The sequence below is a fragment of the Microbacterium ureisolvens genome (assembly GCF_019511645.1).
Taxonomy (GTDB): domain Bacteria; phylum Actinomycetota; class Actinomycetes; order Actinomycetales; family Microbacteriaceae; genus Microbacterium; species Microbacterium ureisolvens_A.
Map to the genome: position 1 here is coordinate 417,418 of NZ_JAEUAX010000002.1, position 21,760 is coordinate 439,177.

Genomic DNA, 21,760 nt, shown 5'->3' on the forward strand with positions numbered 1-21,760 from the left:
CACCTCCTCGAGGGAGAGGACTCCGCAACGATGCACAGGGGAATCGGGTTCTGGCTCGCCAAACGGCGCCTGAAGAACCCCGGCAAGACGGCCGTCGTCTTCGGCGACGGCGAGCTGACGTACCGTGAACTGGCGGACGCGGCCGACCGCGTCGCCGCGGTGCTGTGGCACCGCGGCATCCGCCGCGGCGACGCCGTCGCCTACATCGGCGAGAACAGCCCGCAGTTCCTGCAGGTGATGTTCGGCGCCGCGCAGCTCGGCGCCGTGTTCGTGCCCGTCAACACCCGGCTGGCGGCGCCCGAGGTGACGCACCTGCTCGTCGACTCGGGCGCGCGCGCCGTGGTGCTCGATGCCGAGTTCCTCGAGCGTGCGATGCCGGGAGTCGAGGCGGGCCGGATCGCCCACGTCATCGTGACCGGTGAGGGCCTGCCTGAGCATCCCGGCCTGGCGCGGCTCGTCGCCGAGGCACCCGGCGGGCACACGGTGGCCGATGTCACGCTCGACGACCCGGCCGCCATCATCTACACGTCGGGAACGACCGGCAAGCCCAAGGGCGCAGTGCTCAGCCACGGCAACCTCACGTGGGTCGCCCTCAACTGCATCGTCGACTACGACGTGGTCTCCACCGACGTGTCGCTGATGATCTCGCCGCTGTTCCACGTGGCGTCGCTCGGGATGGGCGCGCTGCCGGTCATCCTCAAGGGCGCCACGCTCGTGCTCGAGAAGGGCTTCGAACCGGGACGGGCCCTCGCGCTCATCCAGGAGCACGGGATCACGATGCTGAGCGGCGTGCCCACGACGTACCAGATGATGGCCGATCATCCCGCGTGGGCCACGACCGATCTCTCGACGCTGCAGAAGCTCACGTGCGGCGGCTCGGCCGTGCCGACGCGGATCCTCAACGCCTACGAGGAGCGCGGGCTGTCGTTCTCGCAGGGCTACGGCATGACCGAGACGTCCCCCGGCGCGACCTCGCTCTCACCCGCGATGACCCGCGAGAAGCAGGGCAGCGTCGGACTGCCGCACTTCTTCACCGAGGTGCGGATCACCGACCAACGCGGCGACGTGGTGCCGCGCGGCACGGTCGGCGAGATCGAGGTCGCCGGGCCGAACGTGTTCCTCGGCTACCACGGGCAGCCCGAGGCGACGGCGGCGGCGTTCACCGACGACGGCTGGTTCCGCTCCGGCGACCTCGGCTATCTCGACGCCGACGGCTACCTCTACATCGCCGACCGCCTGAAGGACATGATCATCTCGGGCGGCGAGAACATCTACCCGGCCGAGGTCGAGAACCTCATCGCCGACATCGAGGGCATATCGGGGGTCGCGGTGGTCGGCGTACCCGACGAGCGCTGGGGCGAGGTCCCCTGGGCCGTCGTCACGCTCCGCGAGGGCGCCGAGGTCGACACCGAGATCGTCCGCGCACACCTCGACGGACTGCTCGCGCGCTACAAACTGCCCAAGAACGTCGTCGTCGTCGAAGACCTTCCGCGCACAGCATCCGGGAAGGTCCGCAAGGCCGATCTCCGCGAGCGGTACGGCCGGGGATCGTGACGCCTGCCCCGCAGCCGCCGATCCCTTCGCTCGAGCGCGCGTTCGAGGTCGTCGCCGACCTCGGCCCGCTCGAGGACCACGGCATGACCCGGGCCGGCCACAGGCGCATCATCCCGGTGATCGGCGGCACCGTCACGGGCGCCTTCGCCGGCACGATCCTTCCCGGGGGCGCGGACTGGCAGACCGTCCGCGCCGACGGCTCGATCGAGATCGACGGCCGCTACAGTGCGCGCGGCGACGACGGCTCGCTGCTCTACATCCGCGCCCAGGGCGTGCGCAGCGGCGACCCCGCCGTGCTCGAGGCGCTGCTGCGCGGCGAGGACGTGGAGCCCTCGCGCTACTACTTCCGCGCGGCGCTCACCCTCGAGTGCGCCGCGCGCCCCGAGTTCGAGCGCTCGCTCTACCTGGCCTCGTACATCCGCGAGGCGAACCGCGTGCGGTACGTCGCGTACCGCGTCACCTGACGTCGCGGTGCGGTGCAGAACCGCGGAGATGTGCACGATCGCGGATCTGCGTCGCGGCGCCCGTCCGTCATCGTGCATATCGACGCAGAGAAGTCACGACGTGCTCGCTCCCGCCGCACATGGAGACCGGGGAGCTCAGTCGACGAGGCCTGCGAAGTCGCGCACCGCGGGGAAGGCGAACTCCCGATGCCGCCGCGTGAAGAGCTCGAAGGAGCGGTCCGCCGGCCAGTCCTCGCCCATGTACTGGCGCGGCAGGCGCGGGTCGGCGCGCAGCAGGGCGAGCCAGTCCGCGACGAGCAGCGTGCGTGCGGTGACCGCCGGGAGCTCGGACGCCGCGTCCTCCCGCTCCCAGTGCTCGATGAACTCGGCATGGGCTGCTCGGATGCCTTCGATGTCCCAGGCGACGCGCACGGTCTCGGCCATGGGGAAGCCGTCGAGCTCCGACGCCGAGAAGGCGTTGACGGAACCCGGCGGCAGATCCGGGATGATCGCCCCGAGGGCCGCAGCGAGATCCACGGCCCCGGGCGCGACCCACAGGCCGTCGCGCAGCACGGCGAAGCCAGACCACGTGAGCGCGGCCCGCAGGCGGTGGCGCAGGTCGCGCAGGTGCTCGGGCACGCTGAAGGTCACGAGGGTCCACCCCTCGCCCTGCGGCTCGAAGGGGGCGGGGCCGTTGACGCGATGGGATGCCTCGCGCAGCACCTCGCTGCCGTGCCCGGTGAGCTCGAACCCGATCTCGCGTCCGAGCCGCCGACGCTCGAGCATGCCGCTGTGGACCATCCGGTCGAGGTTCGTGCGTACCGCAGACGCGGCCACCCCGGCGCTCTCGAGCGCGCCGATCAGCACGCTGGCGCGCAGCGGCTCGAAGTACCGGTCGCAGACGAACTCACCGAAGAACGCCAGCAGGAGCTGGCGAGGCTTGCGCGTGAGGATCGACGCGTCGGCGGTGGAGACGACGCTCACGCCGCCTCCGGACGGACGGCCTCACCGCGCTTGGCGCGCTGGATCTGCTCGTACACGTGCGTGCGCAGCTCGGTGAACCGCGGCAGCGCCCGCGTCGTGATCTGGTCCCGCTCCGGGGCGAGGTCGATCGCGAGGTCCTCCTGCACCCAGGTCGGCGACTTCGACAGCACGATGACGCGCTCGCCGAGGTAGACGGACTCGTCGATGTCGTGCGTGACGAAGAGGATCGACATCCCGCGCTCGCGATGGAGCTTGCGCACCAGATCCTCGAGGTCGGCACGGGTCTGCGCGTCGACGGCGGCGAAGGGCTCGTCCATGATGAGCACCTCCGGCTCGTACGCGACGGCGCGGGCGATGGCCACGCGCTGCTGCATGCCGCCCGACAGCTGCCAGGGGTAGCTGCCCGTCGCGTGCTCCAGGCCGACGGCGCTCAGCGCGTCGTCGACGAGCCGATCGCGCTCGGCGCGCGTGAGCTTCTTGTGCTTGAGCGGCAGCTCGACGTTCCCGCGGACGGTGAGCCAAGGGTAGAGGCTGCGCCCGTACTCCTGGAACACGAGGGCCATCTTCGGCGGCGGGGCGGTCACCCGCCGCCCGCCGAGCTCGACGACGCCCGACGTCGGCTTGAGCAGGCCGGCGATGCACTTCAGCAGCGTCGTCTTGCCGCATCCGGAAGGGCCGACGATGCACACCAGCTCGCCGGCATCCATCCGGAACCCGATGTCGCCGATCGCCTCGACGCTGCCGGTCGACGACTCGTACACCTTGCGCAGGTGCTCGACGTTCAAGAGCGTCTGCGTTGTCTGAAGCGGCTCAGGCACGCTCCACCTCCTTGATTCCGTGATACCAGCGCAGCACGCGTCGCTCGACGAGACCGAAGATCGCCGCGAGCAGGATACCGATGAGTCCCAGCAGCAGGATGCCGCTCCACATCTCGGCGATGAGGTAGTTCCGCTGGAAGTAGACGATCTGATAGCCGAGGCCCGACGACGAGTACGCCAGCTCCGAGATCACCATCAGGATGAGGGCGATCGACAGCGATTGCCGCACGCCCGCCATGATGCGGGGGCTCGCCGCGGGCAGCACGAGGTAGCGCAGCCGCTCGCCGGGCGTCACCGCGAACGATCGCGCGGTCTCTGTCATGACGGAGTCGGTGGAGCGGACGCCCTCGATCGTGTTGAGGAGGATCGGCCACACCGAGCCGACCACGATGACCACGATCTTCATGGCGTCGGTCGGCCCCATCAGCACCACGACGATCGGCAGCAGCACCGGCGGCGGCACGGCGCGGAAGAACTCCAGCATCGGCTCGAGCAGCTCGCGCAGCCAGCGGTTGAGGCCGATCAGCGTGCCGGCGACGATGCCGACCGTGATCGAGATGACGATGCCGATCGCCAGCCTGCCGAGGCTCGGCAGCACGTCGGTGACGAAGGCGGGACCGATCCAGGTGTCGACGAAGGCGTCGAGGATCTCGAGCGGCGGCGGGAAGAACAGCGCCGGGCTGATGGTGGCCCACACGCCCCAGATCACCAGCAGGAGCAGAGGCAGGCCGATCGCGTAGAGCGTGCTCTCGCCGATCTTCGCCCACACCCGTGAGCGCCGGCGCGGCGTCACGACGGTGCTCGTGTAGAGGGTCACAGGACCTCCTCCCCTCGCACCGACTGGTGCCATGCGAGCGAGCGGCGCTCGATCGCGCGGAACACGAGGTTGATGAGAAGGCCGAGGATGCCGGTCACGATGACCAGGGCATAGACCACGGGCCAGTTGCCCGCGGACTGGGCGAAGACGATCTCGCGGCCGAGCCCCGGATTGCCGATGAACATCTCGGCGGTGATCGCGAGGATCAGCGCCACCGCGGCGGCCAGGCGCAGCCCCGTCATGAGGTAGGGCAGAGCCGTAGGGAACACCAGGTTCACGATGCGCGAGCCGCGCGAGAGACCGAAGCTGCGCGCCGTGTCGCGCGCGACGGTGTCGATGTCGGCGACCCCGTAGAGCACCTGGATGAAGACCTGCCAGAAGCTGGCGTAGACGATGATGACGAGGGCCGCCTCGATGCGCAGCCCGAACATGAGGATCGCGAGTGGGATGAGGGCGACCGAGGGGATGGGCCGCAGGAACTCGACCGTGGTGTGCGTCGCGCGGCGCAGGAACGGGACGAGCCCGATGATCGTGCCGAGCACCGTGGCGAGCACGGTCGCGATGACGAGGCCCAGGCCCCACGCGGTCATCGTGCGTCCGACGTTGCGCCAGAACTCGAGGTCGCGCATCTGCTCGCCGAGGGCGGCGAGGGTGACGGTGGCGCTCGGGAAGTACCGCGGGTCGACGAGGCCGATCGTCGGCAGCAGCTGCCAGGTGACGAGGAATCCGAGGATGCCGGCGATGCCGAGCGCGATCTTGCGCGCCGTTCGCGACCGGCGGGCGCTGCGGGCAGGACGCGGCGGCGGCGTGGCGACGATCAGGGGAGCGTCAGCGGTGGCCATCGGGGGGTCCGATCTGGTGGAGACGAGGGGATGACGGGGCGTGGGAGGTGACGGATGCCGCTGCACGCGGCATCCGTCACCCTCTCGTCGTGCGACTACTGCTGCTGGAGCAGGCGGTCGTAGTCGGGCTCGGCATCGATGTAGGCGAACTCGACGGCGAGAGCGCCGAGGTCCTCGATGCCGGCGCCGCCGAGGTCCCACGTGAAGGTGGGCAGCGTGATGCCCGCCGCGGCCTCCTCGGGGATGTCGAGGTTGGTCGCGATCGCGGCGCGCACAGCCTCCTCGTTGTCGGCCGCCCAGTCCAGCGCCTCGGCCATCGCCTCGGAGTACGCCGTCACGAGCTCGGGATCCTCGTCGAGGATCGCCTGCGTCGTGATGTTCGTGAGCACCGAGAGTCCGGGGATCGTCGCCTGGTACGGCTGCACGACCGACACCCCGCCGTCACCGACGATCATCGCGCGGAACGGGTCGGGCGCCCACGCGGCGTCCATCGTGCCCGCTTCGAGCTGCGCCGGCACGTCGGGGAACGCCACCTCGACGAACTCGATCGTCGAGGGGTCTCCGCCGTCGTCCTGCACGGCCTTGCGGATCGTCAGGTCGCCGGCGGCGCCGATGGTGTTCACCGACACCTTCTTGCCCGCGAGGTCGGCGGGCCGCGTGATGCCCGAATCACCCAGTGCGACCACCGCGTTGACGTCCGTCTCGTCGGCGAGGCTGTTCGCGTAGTTGCCGACGATCACGACGCCGAGGTCCTGCTGGTCGGCCCGGATCGGCCCGAACGGCTGGCCGATCGCGAACTGGATGTCGCCGCTGAGGAGCGCGGGGATCGCGTTGGCGCCGCCCTGGGAGGGGACCACCTCGATCTCGAGGCCGTGCTCCTCGAAGATCCCCTCGTCGATGGCGGCCCAGAGCGCGCCGGTCTCGGCGATGGGGAGCGCCGCGACGCGGACTTTGGTGAGCTCGCCCGAGTCGCCGGCGTCGCCGGTGGACGTGGCGGTGGACGCGGGATCCGCGGCGGAATCGGTGCAGCCGCTCAGCGCGAGCGCTGCTGCGGCGAGAACGCCGAGGGTGACAAGACTCTTCTTCATTGACGGGCCTCTCGTGACGGTGCGGGTGGGTCGGCCGCCGGGTCTCGTCCGGCGCAGGGCCGGAGTCCTCACCTCGGCGTGCCGGACAAGAGTCATCGTGCGCCAGATGCGGGCAATTGTCAACAGATTCGTGACGCGCGTCACATTTCTCTTGAACTAACGGCTCCCCACATCCGTTCAACGGAGCCCTGCTCGGCCCCCCTGTGCGCCGACGCGGAGGATGACAGGACAGCATCAGCCATTAGCTATTGCCATTACCTATGTCCATAGGTAATCTGACATCACTCCCCGCGGTGCGAAGGCGCCCGCGCCGAGGAAAGGACCTCGATCAGTGGCACATCAGAATCCCGTCTCCCCGAAGGCCGCAGCCCTCGTCGACGGCTTCTCGCTGGAGATGACCGGCAAAGACATCCCTGGCCTCGAAGAAGCCCGCGACATGATCCCGCAGGGGACGAAGATCAACGTGACGTTCCTCGGCAACGAGGACCTCGAGATGCGCGTGGCGGCAGCGAAGGCCGTGAAGGAGATGGGCTTCGTTCCGGTCCCCCATCTCTCGGCGCGCCGGCTGCGGTCGCAGGACGAGCTCGAGGAGTTCCTCGGGCGCCTCGCGGAGGTCGGTGCCACCGAGCACGTGTTCGCCGTGGGCGGCGACCCCGCCGAGCCCGAAGGCCCCTACCCGGACTCCCTCACCGTGATCCGGTCGGGCGTGCTGCAGAAGTTCGGCGTGCGAGAGGTCTCGATCGCCGGCTACCCCGAGGGCCACCCCGACATCCCCGGCGACGTGCTGTGGCGCCATCTCGACGAGAAGGCGCTCGCCCTCGCGCAGGAGGGACTGGATGCCGTGATCCTGACGCAGTTCGCGTTCGACACCGCTCCCGTCATGACGTGGATCGACGCGGTGCGCGATCGCGGCATCGACGCGCCGATCCGCATCGGCACCCCCGGCCCCGCCGGGGTCAAGCGGCTGCTGGGCTTCGCCCGCCGCTTCGGCATCGGTGCGAACGCCATGATCGTGAAGAAGTACGGCTTCTCGCTGACGAACCTCATGGGCACCGCCGGGCCCGACCGCTTCGTGTCGGACCTCGCGGCCCTGCTGGCAGACGACCCGAAGTCCGGCGACGTGAAGCTGCACTTCTACACGTTCGGCGGCCTTCTCGCCACGTCGCAGTGGGCACGGGAGTTCGTCGCGGCGCAGTCCTCGGGGGCTCGTCGATGACGACCCACCTGGAAGTGCGGCGCGATCACGCCTGCCTCATCGTGCACGGGCCCGATCGGTCGGGCATCGTCGCCGCGGTGACGGCGCTCGTAGCCCGCAACCAGGGCAACATCGTGACGCTCGATCAGTACTCCGACAACCCGGAGGGTGGCGAGTTCTTCCAGCGCGTGGTGTTCCATCGCCCCGACCTCCAGGCGGCACTCCCCGAGATCGAGGCAGACCTCGACGCGACGCTCGAGCCGCTTGGGCTGGAATGGCGGATCACCGACCAGTCCATCCCCAAGCGCATGGCGATCCTCGCCTCGACGAGCGACCACTGCCTGCTGGAACTGCTGTGGCGGCACCGCCGCGGCGAGCTGCCGGTCACCATCCCGATGGTGATCTCGAACCACACCAACACGGCGGAAGACGTCCGCAGCTTCGGCATCCCGTTCTTCCATGTCCCGTCCCAGGGGCCCGACAAGTCCGCCGCCGAGGCGAGGATCGTCGAGCTGCTCAAGGGCAACGTCGACTTCGTGGTGCTCGCCCGCTACATGCAGATCCTCTCCGACTCGTTCCTCGACGACGTCGGGGTCCCGGTGATCAACATCCACCACTCCTTCCTCCCGGCCTTCATCGGCGCGGCCCCGTACCGCAAGGCGAAGGAGCGGGGGGTGAAGCTCATCGGCGCGACGAGCCACTACGTGACCGAAGACCTCGACGAGGGGCCCATCATCGAGCAGGACGTAGCCCGGGTCACCCACGCCATGACCGCCGCCGACCTGCAGGCCCGCGGCGCCTACGTCGAGCGCGCGGTGCTGTCCCGCGCCGTGCAGTGGCACGCCGAGGACCGCGTCATCCGGCACGGCAACCACACCATCGTCTTCACCTAATGCCCGGTCGCCGTGGCTCGACGGGCTCACCCACCGGTCGACACGCACGGGCCGCGGCATCCGTCCCACCACCACACAACCCACGAACAGAGAGGTTCCCCATGGCGAAGAATCTGCAGGAGCTCATCGACGGCCAGAACGCCGTCGAGATGCTGCGCAACTCGCAGATCGGCTCGTACATCTACCCGGTCGTCCCCGCGGACTTCCAGAACTGGATCAAGGAGCAGAAGGCCTGGCGCGACACCGCCGTGCTCTACGACCAGTCGCACCACATGGACAACGTGTTCCTCAAGGGCTCGGACGCGATCCGGCTGATCTCCGACACGGCGATCAACTCCGTCGCGACCTTCCCGGTCAACCGCGCCAAGCAGTACGTGCCGACGACCGCGTCGGGACACGTCATCGGCGACGGCATCCTCTTCCACGAGGCGGAGGACGAGTACGTCTACGTCGGGCGCGCGCCCGCGTCGAACTGGCTGCTGTACCACGGTGAGACCGGCGGCTACTCGAACCTCGACGTCACGGTCGACCGTCGCTCCCCCTCGCGCCCGTACGGGGACGCGGTGAGCCGCCGCTACTACCGGTTCCAGATCCAGGGCCCGGCGGCATGGCAGGTAATCGAGAAGCTCAACGGCGGGCCGCTCGAGCAGCTGAAGTTCTTCAGCATGTCCGAGATGCAGATCGGCGGAGCGAACGTCCGCACGCTGCGGCACGGCATGGCCGGCGCGCCGGGCCTCGAGGTGTGGGGTCCGTACGAGGACCACCACCGCGTGCGCGACATCATCGTCGAGGCGGGCGCCGAGTTCGGCCTCGTGCCGGTCGGCTCCCGCGCCTACCCGTCCAACACGCTCGAGTCGGGCTGGATCCCGTCGCCGCTGCCGGCGATCTACTCCGGCGAGGAGGAGCGCGGCTACCGCGAGTGGCTCGGCGTCGACAGCTACGAGGCGACCGGCACGCTGGCAGGGTCGTTCGTGTCGCAGAACATCGAGGACTACTACCTCACCCCGTGGGAGCTCGGCTACGGCTCGTTCGTGAAGTTCGACCACGACTTCATCGGCCGCGACGCGCTCGAGAAGATCGACCCCGCCACGCAGCGTCGCAAGGTGACGCTCGCGTGGAACGCCGAGGACGTCACGAAGATCTTCGCGTCGCTCTTCGACACCGAGGGCGACAGCTACAAGTTCTTCGACCTGCCGCTGGCGAACTACGGGTCGGCCAACTACGACTCGGTGACGGATGCCGACGGCAACGTCGTCGGTTTCTCGATGTTCACCGGGTACAGCGCCAACGAGAAGCGCGCGCTCTCGCTCGCCACGGTCAACCCCGACGTGCCCGAGGGCGCAGAGGTCACGGTCGTCTGGGGCGAGCCCGACGGCGGGACGAAGAAGGCGTCGGTCGAGCCGCACAAGCAGCTCGAGGTGCGCGCGGTGGTCTCCCCCGTGCCGTACTCGACGGTGGCCCGCCAGACGTACCACGGCGGCTGGCGCACCGGGTACAAGGAATCCGCCTGACCCCACCCGACCCGAGGGGGTCCGCCCGCGGCCGGGCGGGCCCCCTCGTACCATTCAGGCCCGGCCGCTCCGGCGGCGAGACGGCATCGGAGCGCCGAGACTGCGGGAAACCCCGCAGTCTCGGCGCTCGGGTGAAGTCTCGGCGTCTGCGGCCGCTACCCTCGGGCGAGAGGAGAGCATCGATGAGCCTGCGCTACGCACTGCTGGCGATCCTGCGGGTCGGCCCGCTGTCGGGATACGACCTGCAGAAGCAGTTCCACCAGTCGGTCGGTCACGTGTGGCACGCGCCCGACTCCCAGATCTATCCCGAACTGCGCAAGATGGAGGAGCTCGGCCTCATCGAGGGCGAGGAGCAGACCCGCGGCGAGCGCGGCACGCGGCGGATGTATCACGTGACGGACGCCGGCAACCAGGCCTTCCTCGACTGGATGGCCGCTCCCCTGGACTACCAGCGCGTGCGCGACCCCGCGCACCTGCGCGCCGCCTATCTCGAGACCGCGACGCCCGAGGCCGCCCGCACGTTCCTCGAGCGGCACATCGCCCAGTGGGAGGGCGAGCTGGCGCAGTGGGAGGGCGAGCTCGAGCGCATCGACGCCGTCGCCAACCCGATGCTGGTCCGCAGACTCACGGTGACACCCGACGCCGACCGCGAGCGCACCATCGCGTACAAGCGCTTCGCCTACGAGGGCCTCGTCGAGCGCGCCCAGGGCGAGATCGCCTGGGCGCGCCGGGGCCTCGCGCTGGTGGACCGCCTGGAGTCCTGACCCGGCGCTGTTCCCGGCTCGGGCCGATCCTCTTCGGTTCGGGGCGCATCGCGCACGTTCGGGGCGTGCGGCGCACGCCCCGAACGTGCCCGGCGCGCCCCGAACGACGATCTGCTCCATCCCGAACAGCGCATCCCCCTGCCGACACGTCGGCAGGGGGATGCGGGTGCGAGGGTCAGGGCTTGCCCGGTGCCTTCTTCACCGCCTGGGTCTCGGCCGACAGCAGGGTCTGCGCGACGAGGTCGTCTGCCGACACCGTCACCCGCACCCGCAGCTCGGCTCCGACCAGGTCGGCCGTGGGGCTGAACGACGCCTCCGTGGCTCCGGCGACAGGTGTGCCGTCCGCGATCCACTGGTACGCGATCGCCGCGCCCTCCGGCGCGTCGACCTCAGCCGCCACCGACTCGCCGACGCGCGGGGTGCCCACGACCTCCGGTGCGGCGGTGGTCACGGTCTCGGTCGTTCCGAAGTCGAGCCACGTGCCTTCCAGCGGCTTGTAGCCCTGCGGGCGCGCGTCCCAGTCGCAGACCCCCGACGGGAAGGTCGCGGTGAACCGCGCCCACTGCGCGTCGCTCATCGCCGGATAGTCCGTCCGCACGGGCTGCGTCAGCGCGCACTTCAGACCGTCCGCGATCAGCGGCATGCCCGCCTCCGCCCGCGGCTGCGAGTGGTACGGGTACAGCGTGTTGCACGCCGTCGACGGGTCGTCGTAGTCGAGCGGCTCGGCGATGAACGCCATCTGCGCATCGAAGCACCCGTCGACGAGGTCCGCGGGCCGCGCGGCCACGGTGCGTGCACGGTCGCCGGGCCCGCCGGCAGCCTCGATCGCGTCGAGCCAGTCCTCCAGCTTGTCGAGCGCCGCCACCCGCATCTGGTTGGTGTTCGCCCCGATGTTGGCGCCCGTCCAGTTGACGTGCGTTCCGGCGTCGCCGTAGGCCGCCAGCATGCGCTCGCGGATGATGGCCGACCGGTAGCGCTCGTGGAAGTCGCCCGTGGGATCGGTGTAGTTGCGGATCTCGATCACCGGCGTCCACCCGAGACCGCCCGTCATCATGTTGATGCGCCCGGTCTCGTACGCCCGCTCGATCGCTTCGACGCTCGCCTCGGAACGTGCCGCGGTGCGGTTGCCGTCGACGCCCATGCCGCCGACCTGCTCGTTGAGCGAGACGAACTGCTCCACCGTGATCGCACCGCTCTGCAGGGCGTTCCAGCCGTACTGCACGCCGACGTTGTCGGGCTCCACGCGAAGGCCGCGCCCTTCGGCATCCGTGCCGTAGACGTTCTTCACCATGTCGGCGATCGTGCAGCGCAGACCCTCGGGGTTCGACGGCGACCAGCGGTCGGCGACCGGGATCGCCGGGTTGCAGCCCCGGTTGGGGTCGTCGACGCCGTCGAAGAACGTGAAGCCGAAGCACGTCCCCGGCAGCGCGTGCCCCGTGACCGCGACCTTCTGCGCGTCGGTCCAGCCGGCGCCACTGGGCGTGCCCCAGTAGTTGAGCAGTGCACGGCAGTCGTGGCCGCCGATCGTGGTCGACCGCTCGTCGGGGTAGCCGATCTCTCCGAGCACGCCGTCGAGGATGCCCGGGTAGTTGTTGGCGAGGAGCAGCTGCTGCATGGTGCCCGCCGAGCCGCCCGAGCCGATCGTGTAGTCGACGGGGCCGAGCTGCTCGATGACGTGCTCCTTGACCATCATCGCGGTCTCGGCGCTGGTGACGTCGTTGCAGTTCTGCGCGTAGACGTTGAACGTCGCCGACGCGACCGCGTAGCCGCGGCTCAGGAACAGGTCGTTCTGCACGCCGCCGGTGCTGCTGCCCTGCCAGTACCCGACGCCGCACGCGCCGCCGAAGGTGTAGACGAGCTTGCCGTTCCAGCCGGGGGTGGTCGTCCAGGCAGCGGGCTCCGCTGAGCCCGGCAGGTGGAGGACGGCGGTCTCGTAGACCGCCCGGTTGATGGTCCCACGCTCGACGCGCACGACGTAGGGCACGGTGGCGCCGTCGACGGTGGTCGTCGCGAGGTTGGCCGGGGTGGATCCGTCCGTCGGGTAGTCCGCGAACTGCCCAGTGGTCGTGCGGTAGCGGTAGCTCACCGAGGGAGCCGCGACGTGGCAGTCCTCGTCGACGGCACCCAGGTTCCAGGGCGCGCCGGAGGCCGTGCAGTACATCGGATGCTGCGGCCCCGAGAACACGGGACCGGTGATGGGGTGGTTCTCGACCTCGAGCGTGGCCTGGACCTGACCGTTCTTCTTGGTGACCTGGATCTCGCTGACGCCCAGCGGCAGTTCGTCGACGAGCCCGATCAGCCGCCCGTCGACCGCATGGAACGCTTCGGTGACGTCGACACCGGCCGACAGGATGCGGAAATCGTCGCGGGCGCCGGCCACCGACACCAGGGCGTCGCCGCCGGAGACGCTGTCGGCGCGTCCGGACTCGATCTCGATCTTGACAGGCTGCGCGGCACTGACCGCGGTCGGCAGGGAAAGGCCGGCGAGGATGAGCCCCGCCGAAGCGAGCACCCCCATCGCGAGCGGCCCGGTTCTGGATCTCTTCATTGCACTCTCCGTCGACGTCGTCGTCACGGCGCAGCATCGTCGCTGCCGCCTACGCGACAGAGTAGAACTCGTTGTGACGCTCGTCAACGAAAGATTAAGTGTCGGCCCTCTCCGTCATCCGGCGACGCGTGACCCGCCGCGCGAGATCCGCGTCGATCTCGCCGACCAGCGCGCGGATGCGGCTCTCCGCGGCGTCTCCGAGCTCGTTGTAGCGCTGCGCCCACGCGCGACGGGTGGCCGCACGCGGCCAATCGCCGGGCACCAGCTCGGCGGGCATGCCGGTGTCGAGCAGCCGGAACGCCTGCCAGCCGAGCATGAGCTGCATGCGCTCCACGAAGGCCGCCACCGGCCCATCGGGCTCCCCCGGCTTCATGGCGGCCGCGAATCGTCGATACTCAGCGGCGATGTCGTCGAGGTTCCAGGCCGCCTGCGCACCACCCGCGATGGTCGTCTGGAGAGTGGCGCGCATCGCGGTGACGTCGCCGACCCCGAGTTCTCGGAGCTCGGCCATCGCCGCCGCGGCACGATCCTGCGGCGACACCCACACGCCGTCGTACAGCGGCGCGAACCCGAGCCAGCGGAGCCGGGATCGCGCGAGGTGCCGCGACGACCGCTCGGATTCGGGGATCGAGAAGGCGAGGACCGTCCACAACCCGTCCCACGAGGGCTCGACCAGACCGAACGACTCGAGCCAGGCGCCTTCCTCCTCGACGATCTCCAGAGCCCGCGGGGTGAGGCTGTGGGTCGTCCGGCGTCCCGCCCGCTCGGCCGCCAGCAGCCCGCCCCGCACCATGCGAGCAAGCGTCGCCCGGGCTGCGGCCTCCTTGAGGCCGAGGTCGGTGAGCGCGGTCACCAGCGCGCCGGTCGGAAGAGGGTCGTCGACGCCCCACCAGTAGTCGCCGAAGACGGTGAGGACCTGTCGGACGGGCGAGACCCGGCGGAACTCGGGCGAGCCGGCGGCGTCGTCGGCGAGAGTCATGCGTGACATCTTCCCACCGGCGCCGGCGGGAAGATGTCACGCGGAGTGCTCAGTGAGCCATCGAGGCCAGCGCCTCCGGGTCGAGGGTGGCGATGGAGCGGGTGTCCTGGAAGGCGCGCACGCCCTCGATGCCCTGCTCCCGGCCGAACCCGGACTGCTTCATGCCGCCGAAGGGCGCGCGCAGGTCGAGCCGGGTTGCGCCGTGGTCGTTGACCCACACGTAGCCGCACTCCAGCTGCGAGCCGACGCGCTGCGCCGCCTCGGACGAGGCGGTCCATACCGAGCCGCACAGGCCGCCCCACGTGTCGTTGGCGAGCCGCACCGCCTCGGCCTCGTCGTCGAACGGGATCACCGGGATCACGGGCCCGAACTGCTCCTGCGTCACGACCCGCAGGTCGAGCCCCGGGTCGACGACGATCGCCGGGCGCACGAAGTTGCCACCCTCCAGCTCGCCACCGGGGAGCTGCCCGAACTCGCGGACGTCGGCGCCGGCATCCTTCGCCTCCTGGATGATCTCGTCGACGAACGCCTTCTGCGCCGGCTGGTGCAGCGGCCCCATGGTCGTCCCCTCGTCGAGGCCGTAGCCGAGCTGTGCCGCCTCCAGCCGCGCGGACAGCCCCGCGACGAGCTCGTCGGCGCGCGACCGGTGCACGAAGACGCGCTTGGCGTTCATGCAGATCTGCCCGGTCGTGTCGTAGATCGCCGCGTACAGGCGGTCGAGGTGCGCGTCGTCGAGGACCGCGTCCTCCAGGAACACCGCCGCATCGTTGCCGCCGAGCTCGAGCGTCACACGGGTGAGGGTCTTCGACGCCATCTCCATGATCCTCTTGCCGCCGTTCACGCTGCCCGTGAAGCACACCTTGGCGATGTCGGGGTTCTGGATGAGCCCCGACATGTCCTGGTCGCGTCCGGTCACGACGTTGAGAACGCCGGGCGGGAGCTTCTCGGCCACGCGCTGCACGACCCGGGTCGTCGCGAGCGGCGCCGAGGGCGGCGGCTTCACGATCGCGGTGTTGCCCGCCAGGAGCGCGTGCGGGAGCGAGGCGCCGAGGATCGCGATGGGCCAGTTGAACGGCACGATCACGGTCACCACACCCAGCGGCTGGTACGAGACGTCGGTCGACACGGGGATCGCGCCCGGAACCGGCGGCAGCGTCTTGGACGTGTCGACCTCGTCGGCGAGCATGAGCGCGAGGTTCCAGCGGATCTCGAAGACGAGCGCGTCGATCCACGACTCCATGCGGATCTTGCCGTTCTCCTGCGACAGGATCGCGGCGTCCTCGTCGCGGTCGTCCGCGATGCCGGCGATCGCCTCGGCCATCTTGGCGGCACGCTCCTGCGGCGTGAGCGCCGCCCACGCCGGGAACGCCTTCTTCGCGGCTGCCACGGCATCCTTCACATCCGACTCCGTCGCGGCGGCGGCCTCGCCGACCACGGCGCCCGGCTTGCCGGGATCGGCGATCGTCAGCACGTCGTCGGTGAACCGCTCCTCACCCCCGATGTACAGGCCGGTGCGCACCGCCGCGCCACTGGGCGAACCGGTCTGCGCCGTGCCTCGCACGGCATCCGTGCTCACCACTGCGTTCTCGACATCAGTCATCTCCGACCACCTCTCTGTGCATATCCGGAGCCTCCTTCAGCCTGCCCGCGCCCTGCGTGCGAATCAAGATTGTCGACGATTTTCGCGCGGATTTCGTATGAGATTCTTCGTGATGATCGGCTTCCCGCGAGATAGTGTCAGTGCACGGACGAAGGGGCCGAAGGGGGTTGGCGGAGATGACGGATGCTGCAGTGCTGAGCGAGGACGACACCACAGAGCGTCCCGACCTGACGCAGGTGATCCGCGAGGCGATCCTCGATGCCCAGTTCGCGCCGCACCAGCGGCTCATCGAGGCGGACCTCAGCGAGCGCTACGGCGCCTCGCGAGCCTCCGTGCGCACGGCGCTGCTGAACCTCGCCGGCGAAGGACTCGTCGAGCGCCTCCCCAACCGCGGTGCGCGCGTGCGCGCGATCACCGTGGACGAGGCGATCGAGATCGTCGAGGTGCGCATCGGCCTCGAGACGCTGTGCGCCCGCAAGGCCGCCGAGAACCTGACCCCCGCCGACGCCGACCGGCTACGGGCGCTGCGCGCCGAGATCGAGGGGGCGATCAAGTCGGGCGACCTCATGGCTTACTCGCGCCTCAACCAGGAGCTCGACCGCCGCATCCGTGACCTCAGCCGCCACGGCACCGCGACGCAGCTGCTCGAGCGCCTGCGTGCGCAGTCCGCCCGCCACCAGTTCCGGCTCGCCTTCCATCCGGGCCGCGCCGCGACGTCGGCGCCCGAGCACATCGCGATCATCGACGCGATCCTCGCGAAGGACCCCGACGCCGCCGAGGCCGCCACCCGCGCGCACCTCTCGGGCATCGTCGAGGTGCTGCACGGCATGGAGTGAACCGACGCGAAGGGGCGGACGGATGCCTCCGCCCGCCCCCTCGTGCACTCAGGTCATTCGTCCCACGACTCGGCGGGGGCGTAGCCCTTGCCGTTGTACCTCTGCACCTGCACGGTCGAGACGGCGGGCTGGCCGTCCTCGGTCGTGTCGACGGTGGAGCCCTCGAGCATCAGCGGGGCCGTGAAGCCCGAGACGTCGCGCAGCGCCTCCATGAAGTTCTCGCGCGTGGGCTCGGTCATGCTGCCGAACACCTCCTCGAGCGTCGCGCCGATCTGGTACGACCAGACGCAGTGCGGGAACGCCGGGACGTCGGGGTAGTTCGCGTACTCCTTCAGCTGCTCGAGGAAAGCGGCGCCCTCCTCGCTCTCGGCGAAGGTGGGGGCGGCCGCGGACTGCGCGAACGCCACCGTGTACACGCCCGGGAACGCGGCCGCGCCACCGGGCTCGAGGATCGCACTCGGGCTCGACGTGTTCGACGGCAGGAACCACGAGGGCAGCCAGCCGAGCTCCTGCGTCTTCTGCAGCGACGAGATCACGAGCGGCGTGATCGACATCGCGTTGAAGAACACGTCGGCTCCCGAGCCGGCGAGCTCGGTGAGCTGCGCGTCGACCGACGTGTCGGTTGCCTCGTAGGTGAGCTCCTTGACGATCTCGATGTTGTCGGCGCCCTCGATCGCGTTCTTGAACCCCTCGACGTAGCCCTCGCCGTAGTCGTCGTTCTGCGACAGGATCGCGACCGTGTGCTCCTCGCCCGATCCGGCCAGCAGCTCGCCGAACGCCTCGCCCTCGTTCTGGTAGATCGGGACGAACCCGAGCTGCCAGGGACTCTCCTCCTGGTTGCTGAAGATCGGGTCGCCCGTCATGATCAGCACCTGCGGCACCTCGTCGGCGATCGCCGCCTCGCGCCATGCGCGGTTGGTGGGCGTGCCCAGGCCCGCGGTCATGGCGAACACGCTGCTCTTCAGCTGGTCGTAGTTCGCCTTCGCCTTCTGCGGGTCGTACTCGTCATCGAGCGCCTCGATCTCGACCGTGCGGGTGTTCCCGTCGCCGAACTCCACGCCCCCGTCGGCGTTCTTGGCGCCGAAGTAGGCGGTGATGCCGGCGACCGTGCACGTTCCGGGGCCGGCGGTCGGCCCCGAGAGCGGGGTCGTGATGCCGAGCGTGATCGACGAGTCGGTGATGCCCGGGCTCGCCTCGGCGGACCCGCCGCCGTCCTCGGTGCTGTTCGGCGTGCCGCCGCCGCGTGAGCAGCCGGCGGCGAGCACGGCGACGATGCCGATCCCGGCGACGACCGAGGCGACGCGCATCTTCCTGCGGTTCGTGCTCATTGGTCCTGCCTCTCTGTGTTTTCTGTGACTGCGTTCGGGAGGGTCATGGCTGCGACGGAGGCGGCGCGCCCGGCGGCGCACCCAGGGCATCGCCGACCGTCGAGGATCCGGTGACGGATGCTGCAGCATCCGTCCGCTCGACGGCTCCGGTGGCTGCGCGGCCGCGAGGAGAGTCGCCGTCACGGCGGCGACGGCGCCACAGCCTCGGCAGCGACACGAGGCCGCCGGGGAGGATGAACAGCACGATCAGGAGGATGGCGCCCTGCAGCACCGCGGTGATGTTCGGGTCGATGAGGTTCGTGATCTGCGGCACCAGCACATACCAGATGCCGCCGAGGATCGAGCCGACGATGCTGCCCGCGCCGCCGATCACCATCGACGCCAGCAGCTCGATCGAGTGGCCGAAGCTCATGGTCTCGGGCGACGTGTACTGGACGACGACCATGTAGAGGAACCCGCTCACCCCGCCGATGAGCGAGGCGATGGTGAACGCGAGCACCTTGTAGCGGTACGGCGAGACGCCCATTGATCCTGCCACGGCCTCGTTGCCCTTCACGATGGCGAAGGCACGGCCGTACTTGCCGCGCACCAGGTTGCGCGTGAGGAGGAAGGTGATGCCGCCGATGAGGAACACGATGTACAGCTGCCACTGGTCGTCGTAGAGGCCGGTCCACTCGGGCGCGTCGGAGAACCGGGCCGAGGTGCCCTGCGACCCGCCGGTGAAGTCCGACAGCCGCTTGGCGAGCGGCACGCCGATGAGGGGCAGCGCGATCGTCACCATGGCGATGGCCAGGCCGCCGAGCCGCGCGGCCGCGAGCGCCACGAGGAGGCCGAGCACGCTGGGCAGTGCGCACGCGAAGAGGAAGACGAGCAGGATGTTCCAGTCGGCGTTGACCCCGAACGCGGTCGCGTAGGCCCCCACGCCGACGAAGAAGATCTGACCGAGCGAGACCTGGCCCGTGTAGCCCATCACCACGTTGAGGCCGAGCACCGCCACCGCGAAGACGCCGATGCGGGCGATGGTCTGGTTGGCGAACTCCGGCAGCATCAGCGGCACGACGATCATCAGCACCACGACGAGGCCGACCCCCGCCCACCGCACCCACGGTCGATCGAAGAAGGGGGTCCGGTTCGAGTGCTCCGCGGTCGAAGGCATCAGACCCGCACCACCGCTTTCCGGCCGAACAGGCCCTGGGGCCGCACGAGGAGCACGACGAAGATGAGGATGAACGGCACGGCGATCTTGAGGTCGTGCCCGATGAAGGGGATGTAGACGGCCGCGAGGTTCTCGAGCACGCCGATCAGCCAAGCGGCCGCGACGACGCCGATCGGGCTCGAGAGGCCGCCGAGGATGCACGCGGCGAGCGCGTACACGAGCGCGGAGTCCATCATCCCGGGCGTCAGGGTCAGCTGCGGGGCGACGAGCACGCCCGCGACGGCGCCCAGCACGGCGGCCAGGCCCCAGCCGACCATGAGGTTGCGTCCGACGTTGATGCCCGAGAAGGCGGCCGACGCGGGGTTGATCGCGACGGCTCGCAGCGCCAGGCCCAGCTTCGTGCCGAGGAAGAGCGCCTGCATCAGGCCCATGATCACGACGATGACGACGATCGTGCCGAGCGAGCGGACGCTGATGACCGCCCCGCCGATCCGGATCGTCTCGAGCGGGAACAGCGACGGGAAGAGCCGGTTGTTGTACGTCCAGATCCAGGCGCACAGCCCCGTGATGAGTGTGAGCAGGCCGATCGTCACGACGACCGCGGTGTCGGGATCGCCCCGTTCGAACCGCCGGATGAGGTACCGCTCGATGAGCGCGCCCAGGAAGAACGAGACGACGATCGCGGCGAGGATCGCGAGGATGAGCGGCACGCCGAACCCGTTGAGCGACCACGCGATGTAGGCGGAGAGCACGGCCATGCCCCCCTGGGCGAAGTTGATGAGGCCGGTCGCCTGGTTCACGAGCACGATGGCGAGCGCGAGCGCTGCGTAGATGGAACCCGTGGAGAGGCCGTCGATCACGAGCTGGATGAAGGTGCCGGGGTTCACGTCAGCCTCCCAGGTATGCGCGGCGGATCTCGTCCATGCCCTTGAGCTGCGCCGTCGAGCCGGTGAGGACGTTGCGCCCCGTCTCGAGCACGGTCGCGCTGTCGACGAGGGTGAAGGCGAGGTTGGCGTTCTGCTCGACCACGACCATCGCGATCCCGGACTCGCTGCGCAGCCGCCCGATCGCCTGGTACACGGTCTTCGCCGTGCCGGGAGCAAGGCCCAGCGATGCCTCGTCCAGCAGGAGCAGGCGGGGCCGGGACATGATCGCGCGGGCGATGGCCAGCATCTGCTGCTCACCGCCGGAGAGCGCCGACCCGTTGGAGCGGATGCGGTCCTTGAGCTGCGGGAAGAGGTCGAGGCAGTAGTCGACGTCGGCGCGGATGGCCTTGGCGTCCTTGCGGCGATACGCGCCGACCCGCAGGTTCTCGCGGACCGTCAGGTCGGAGAGGGTGCCGCGCCCCTCGGGAACGTGGGCGATGCCGAGCGCCGCGACCTGGTCGGGGCGCAGCCCTCTGAGGTCCTTGCCGTCGAAGCGGATCGTGCCGGTCGAGCGCACCGTGCCCGAGACGGCGCGGAGCGTGGTGGTCTTGCCGGCGCCGTTGGCGCCGAGGATGCCCACGGCGCCACCCTCGGGCACGGTCAGCGAGACGCCCTCGAGCACCTGCACGCGCCCGTAGAACGCGCGGATGTCGGCGACCTCAAGCAGCGTCATCGACGGCGTCCTTCCCCAGGTACGCCTCGATGACCCGAGAATCGGCCTGTGCCTCGGCCGCCGAGCCCTCCATGAGCTTGCGCCCGTGGTCGAGCACGACGACGCGGTCGGTGAGGGCCGAGATCAGCCCCATGTTGTGCTCGACGATGACGACGGTGATGTCGTCGTCGCGCACCCGGCGCACCGTCTCGATGAGCTGCTCCACCTCGGCGTGCGGCAGGCCGGCCGCCGGCTCGTCGAGCAGCAGCAGCCGCGGCTTCATGAGCAGGGCCCGGCAGAGCTCGACGCCCTTGTGCAGGCCGTGCGACAGCTCATCGGCCCGTGCCCGGGCGGCCCAGCCCAGGCCGTGGCCCTCGAGAAGGTCGAGCGCCTCGCGCCGGAGTGCCCTCTCGGAGCGGGTCGTGCGCGGCAGCCGCAGCGACCACTCCCCCGGACCGCCCGGAAGGCGGCTGTGCGCGCCGAGCAGCACGTTCTCCAGAACGGTCTCGCGCAGCTGCAGGGCGGGGTGCTGGAACGTGCGCGCCAGGCCGTGCCGCGCGAGGGTCGCCGGCGGCGAGCCGAGCACCTCGTCGTCGTCGATCGTGATCGAGCCGGCGCTGGGGCGGTAGTGGCCGCTCACGCAGTTGAAGAGCGACGTCTTGCCCGCGCCGTTGGGACCGACGAGGCCGAAGATCTGGCCCGGCTCGACCGTGAAGGTCACGTCCTCGAGCACCTTGACGCCGCCGAAGTGCAGGCTCACGTCGCGGACTGCGAGCCGAGCGCCCATGGCCCCACCTTTCGCGTCATCGCGTCGTCGTGGTCGATC

20 protein-coding genes are annotated in these 21,760 nt (G+C 70.0%); 7 read left to right on the forward strand and 13 right to left on the reverse strand.

Annotation, left to right across the window (positions count from 1 at the left end; genetic code table 11):
- Nucleotides 1-30: 30 nt before the first annotated feature.
- A complete protein-coding gene (menE, locus tag JNB61_RS06040; RefSeq protein ID WP_220339042.1) occupies nt 31-1,554 on the forward strand; it encodes an o-succinylbenzoate--CoA ligase in 1,524 nt (507 codons plus the stop codon).
- Nucleotides 1,551-2,018 (forward strand): DUF3237 domain-containing protein, encoded by a 468-nt coding sequence (locus JNB61_RS06045; RefSeq protein ID WP_220339043.1) that lies wholly within the window; start codon nt 1,551-1,553, stop codon nt 2,016-2,018. Before menE ends, JNB61_RS06045 begins: the two co-directional genes overlap by 4 nt.
- Before the next feature lie 135 nt (nt 2,019-2,153).
- On the opposite strand, the gene JNB61_RS06050 is transcribed toward JNB61_RS06045, so the two are convergent.
- The 5 genes from JNB61_RS06050 to JNB61_RS06070 all read right to left on the reverse strand — a co-directional run bounded on the left by JNB61_RS06050 (nt 2,154) and on the right by JNB61_RS06070 (nt 6,546).
- On the reverse strand, nt 2,154-2,981 hold the full coding sequence (locus JNB61_RS06050; protein ID WP_159841149.1) for a PaaX family transcriptional regulator: 828 nt from the start codon (nt 2,979-2,981) through the stop codon (nt 2,154-2,156).
- Entirely contained in the window at nt 2,978-3,799 is an 822-nt protein-coding gene (locus tag JNB61_RS06055; RefSeq protein ID WP_159841148.1) for an ABC transporter ATP-binding protein, read from the reverse strand. The genes JNB61_RS06050 and JNB61_RS06055 overlap by 4 nt, the downstream gene beginning before the upstream one ends.
- Nucleotides 3,792-4,616 (reverse strand): ABC transporter permease, encoded by an 825-nt coding sequence (locus JNB61_RS06060; RefSeq protein ID WP_159841147.1) that lies wholly within the window; start codon nt 4,614-4,616, stop codon nt 3,792-3,794. Before JNB61_RS06060 ends, JNB61_RS06055 begins: the two co-directional genes overlap by 8 nt.
- Entirely contained in the window at nt 4,613-5,458 is an 846-nt protein-coding gene (locus tag JNB61_RS06065) for an ABC transporter permease (RefSeq protein WP_220339044.1), read from the reverse strand. Before JNB61_RS06065 ends, JNB61_RS06060 begins: the two co-directional genes overlap by 4 nt.
- A 95-nt stretch (nt 5,459-5,553) precedes the next feature.
- The gene (locus tag JNB61_RS06070; protein ID WP_220339045.1) at nt 5,554-6,546 is read right to left on the reverse strand and encodes an ABC transporter substrate-binding protein; all 993 of its coding nucleotides are present in this window, start codon (nt 6,544-6,546) and stop codon (nt 5,554-5,556) included.
- Between the two features lie 394 nt (nt 6,547-6,940).
- Here JNB61_RS06070 and JNB61_RS06075 point away from each other — a divergent pair, with 394 nt between their 5' ends.
- The 4 genes from JNB61_RS06075 (at nt 6,941) to JNB61_RS06090 (ending at nt 10,909) form a co-directional block, all read left to right on the forward strand.
- Nucleotides 6,941-7,762, forward strand: coding sequence for a methylenetetrahydrofolate reductase (locus JNB61_RS06075; RefSeq protein WP_220339130.1), 822 nt, complete (start codon nt 6,941-6,943; stop codon nt 7,760-7,762).
- Nucleotides 7,759-8,634: a formyltetrahydrofolate deformylase gene (gene purU, locus JNB61_RS06080; protein ID WP_220288779.1), complete on the forward strand. Its 876-nt coding sequence runs from the start codon at nt 7,759-7,761 to the stop codon at nt 8,632-8,634. Before JNB61_RS06075 ends, purU begins: the two co-directional genes overlap by 4 nt.
- A gap of 101 nt (nt 8,635-8,735) precedes the next feature.
- The gene (gene ligM, locus JNB61_RS06085; RefSeq protein ID WP_220339046.1) at nt 8,736-10,145 is read left to right on the forward strand and encodes a vanillate/3-O-methylgallate O-demethylase; all 1,410 of its coding nucleotides are present in this window, start codon (nt 8,736-8,738) and stop codon (nt 10,143-10,145) included.
- A gap of 182 nt (nt 10,146-10,327) precedes the next feature.
- Complete coding sequence (locus tag JNB61_RS06090; RefSeq protein WP_159841137.1) at nt 10,328-10,909, forward strand: PadR family transcriptional regulator; 582 nt, start codon at nt 10,328-10,330, stop codon at nt 10,907-10,909.
- Between the two features lie 175 nt (nt 10,910-11,084).
- Here JNB61_RS06090 and JNB61_RS06095 read toward each other — a convergent pair whose 3' ends face one another.
- From JNB61_RS06095 to JNB61_RS06105, 3 genes are all read right to left on the reverse strand, one after another.
- Nucleotides 11,085-13,457 carry a DUF6351 family protein gene (locus tag JNB61_RS06095; RefSeq protein WP_220339047.1) on the reverse strand — a complete coding sequence of 791 codons (2,373 nt, stop codon included), beginning with the start codon at nt 13,455-13,457 and terminating at the stop codon, nt 11,085-11,087.
- A 94-nt stretch (nt 13,458-13,551) separates the two neighbouring features.
- The gene (locus JNB61_RS06100; protein WP_220339048.1) at nt 13,552-14,436 is read right to left on the reverse strand and encodes a PaaX family transcriptional regulator; all 885 of its coding nucleotides are present in this window, start codon (nt 14,434-14,436) and stop codon (nt 13,552-13,554) included.
- Nucleotides 14,437-14,485: 49 nt separating this feature from the next.
- Complete coding sequence (locus JNB61_RS06105; protein WP_220339049.1) at nt 14,486-16,036, reverse strand: aldehyde dehydrogenase family protein; 1,551 nt, start codon at nt 16,034-16,036, stop codon at nt 14,486-14,488.
- Nucleotides 16,037-16,212: 176 nt separating this feature from the next.
- Between JNB61_RS06105 and JNB61_RS06110 the strand changes: the two genes are divergently transcribed.
- Nucleotides 16,213-16,872, forward strand: coding sequence for a GntR family transcriptional regulator (locus tag JNB61_RS06110; protein WP_220339050.1), 660 nt, complete (start codon nt 16,213-16,215; stop codon nt 16,870-16,872).
- A 53-nt stretch (nt 16,873-16,925) separates the two neighbouring features.
- Here the strand turns inward: JNB61_RS06110 and JNB61_RS06115 are convergent, their stop codons facing one another.
- Genes JNB61_RS06115 through JNB61_RS06135 form a run of 5 tightly spaced genes read right to left on the reverse strand, consistent with a single transcriptional unit; the run spans nt 16,926 to nt 21,721 of the window.
- Nucleotides 16,926-18,200: an ABC transporter substrate-binding protein gene (locus JNB61_RS06115; protein ID WP_223214647.1), complete on the reverse strand. Its 1,275-nt coding sequence runs from the start codon at nt 18,198-18,200 to the stop codon at nt 16,926-16,928.
- 43 nt (nt 18,201-18,243) lie between these two features.
- Complete coding sequence (locus JNB61_RS06120) at nt 18,244-19,356, reverse strand: branched-chain amino acid ABC transporter permease (RefSeq protein ID WP_220339051.1); 1,113 nt, start codon at nt 19,354-19,356, stop codon at nt 18,244-18,246.
- Nucleotides 19,356-20,243: a branched-chain amino acid ABC transporter permease gene (locus JNB61_RS06125; RefSeq protein ID WP_220288771.1), complete on the reverse strand. Its 888-nt coding sequence runs from the start codon at nt 20,241-20,243 to the stop codon at nt 19,356-19,358. The genes JNB61_RS06120 and JNB61_RS06125 overlap by 1 nt, the downstream gene beginning before the upstream one ends.
- 1 nt (nt 20,244) lies before the next feature.
- The gene (locus JNB61_RS06130; protein WP_220339052.1) at nt 20,245-20,955 is read right to left on the reverse strand and encodes an ABC transporter ATP-binding protein; all 711 of its coding nucleotides are present in this window, start codon (nt 20,953-20,955) and stop codon (nt 20,245-20,247) included.
- Nucleotides 20,942-21,721 (reverse strand): ABC transporter ATP-binding protein, encoded by a 780-nt coding sequence (locus tag JNB61_RS06135; protein WP_220288769.1) that lies wholly within the window; start codon nt 21,719-21,721, stop codon nt 20,942-20,944. The genes JNB61_RS06130 and JNB61_RS06135 overlap by 14 nt, the downstream gene beginning before the upstream one ends.
- Between the last annotated feature and the right edge of the window lie 39 nt (nt 21,722-21,760).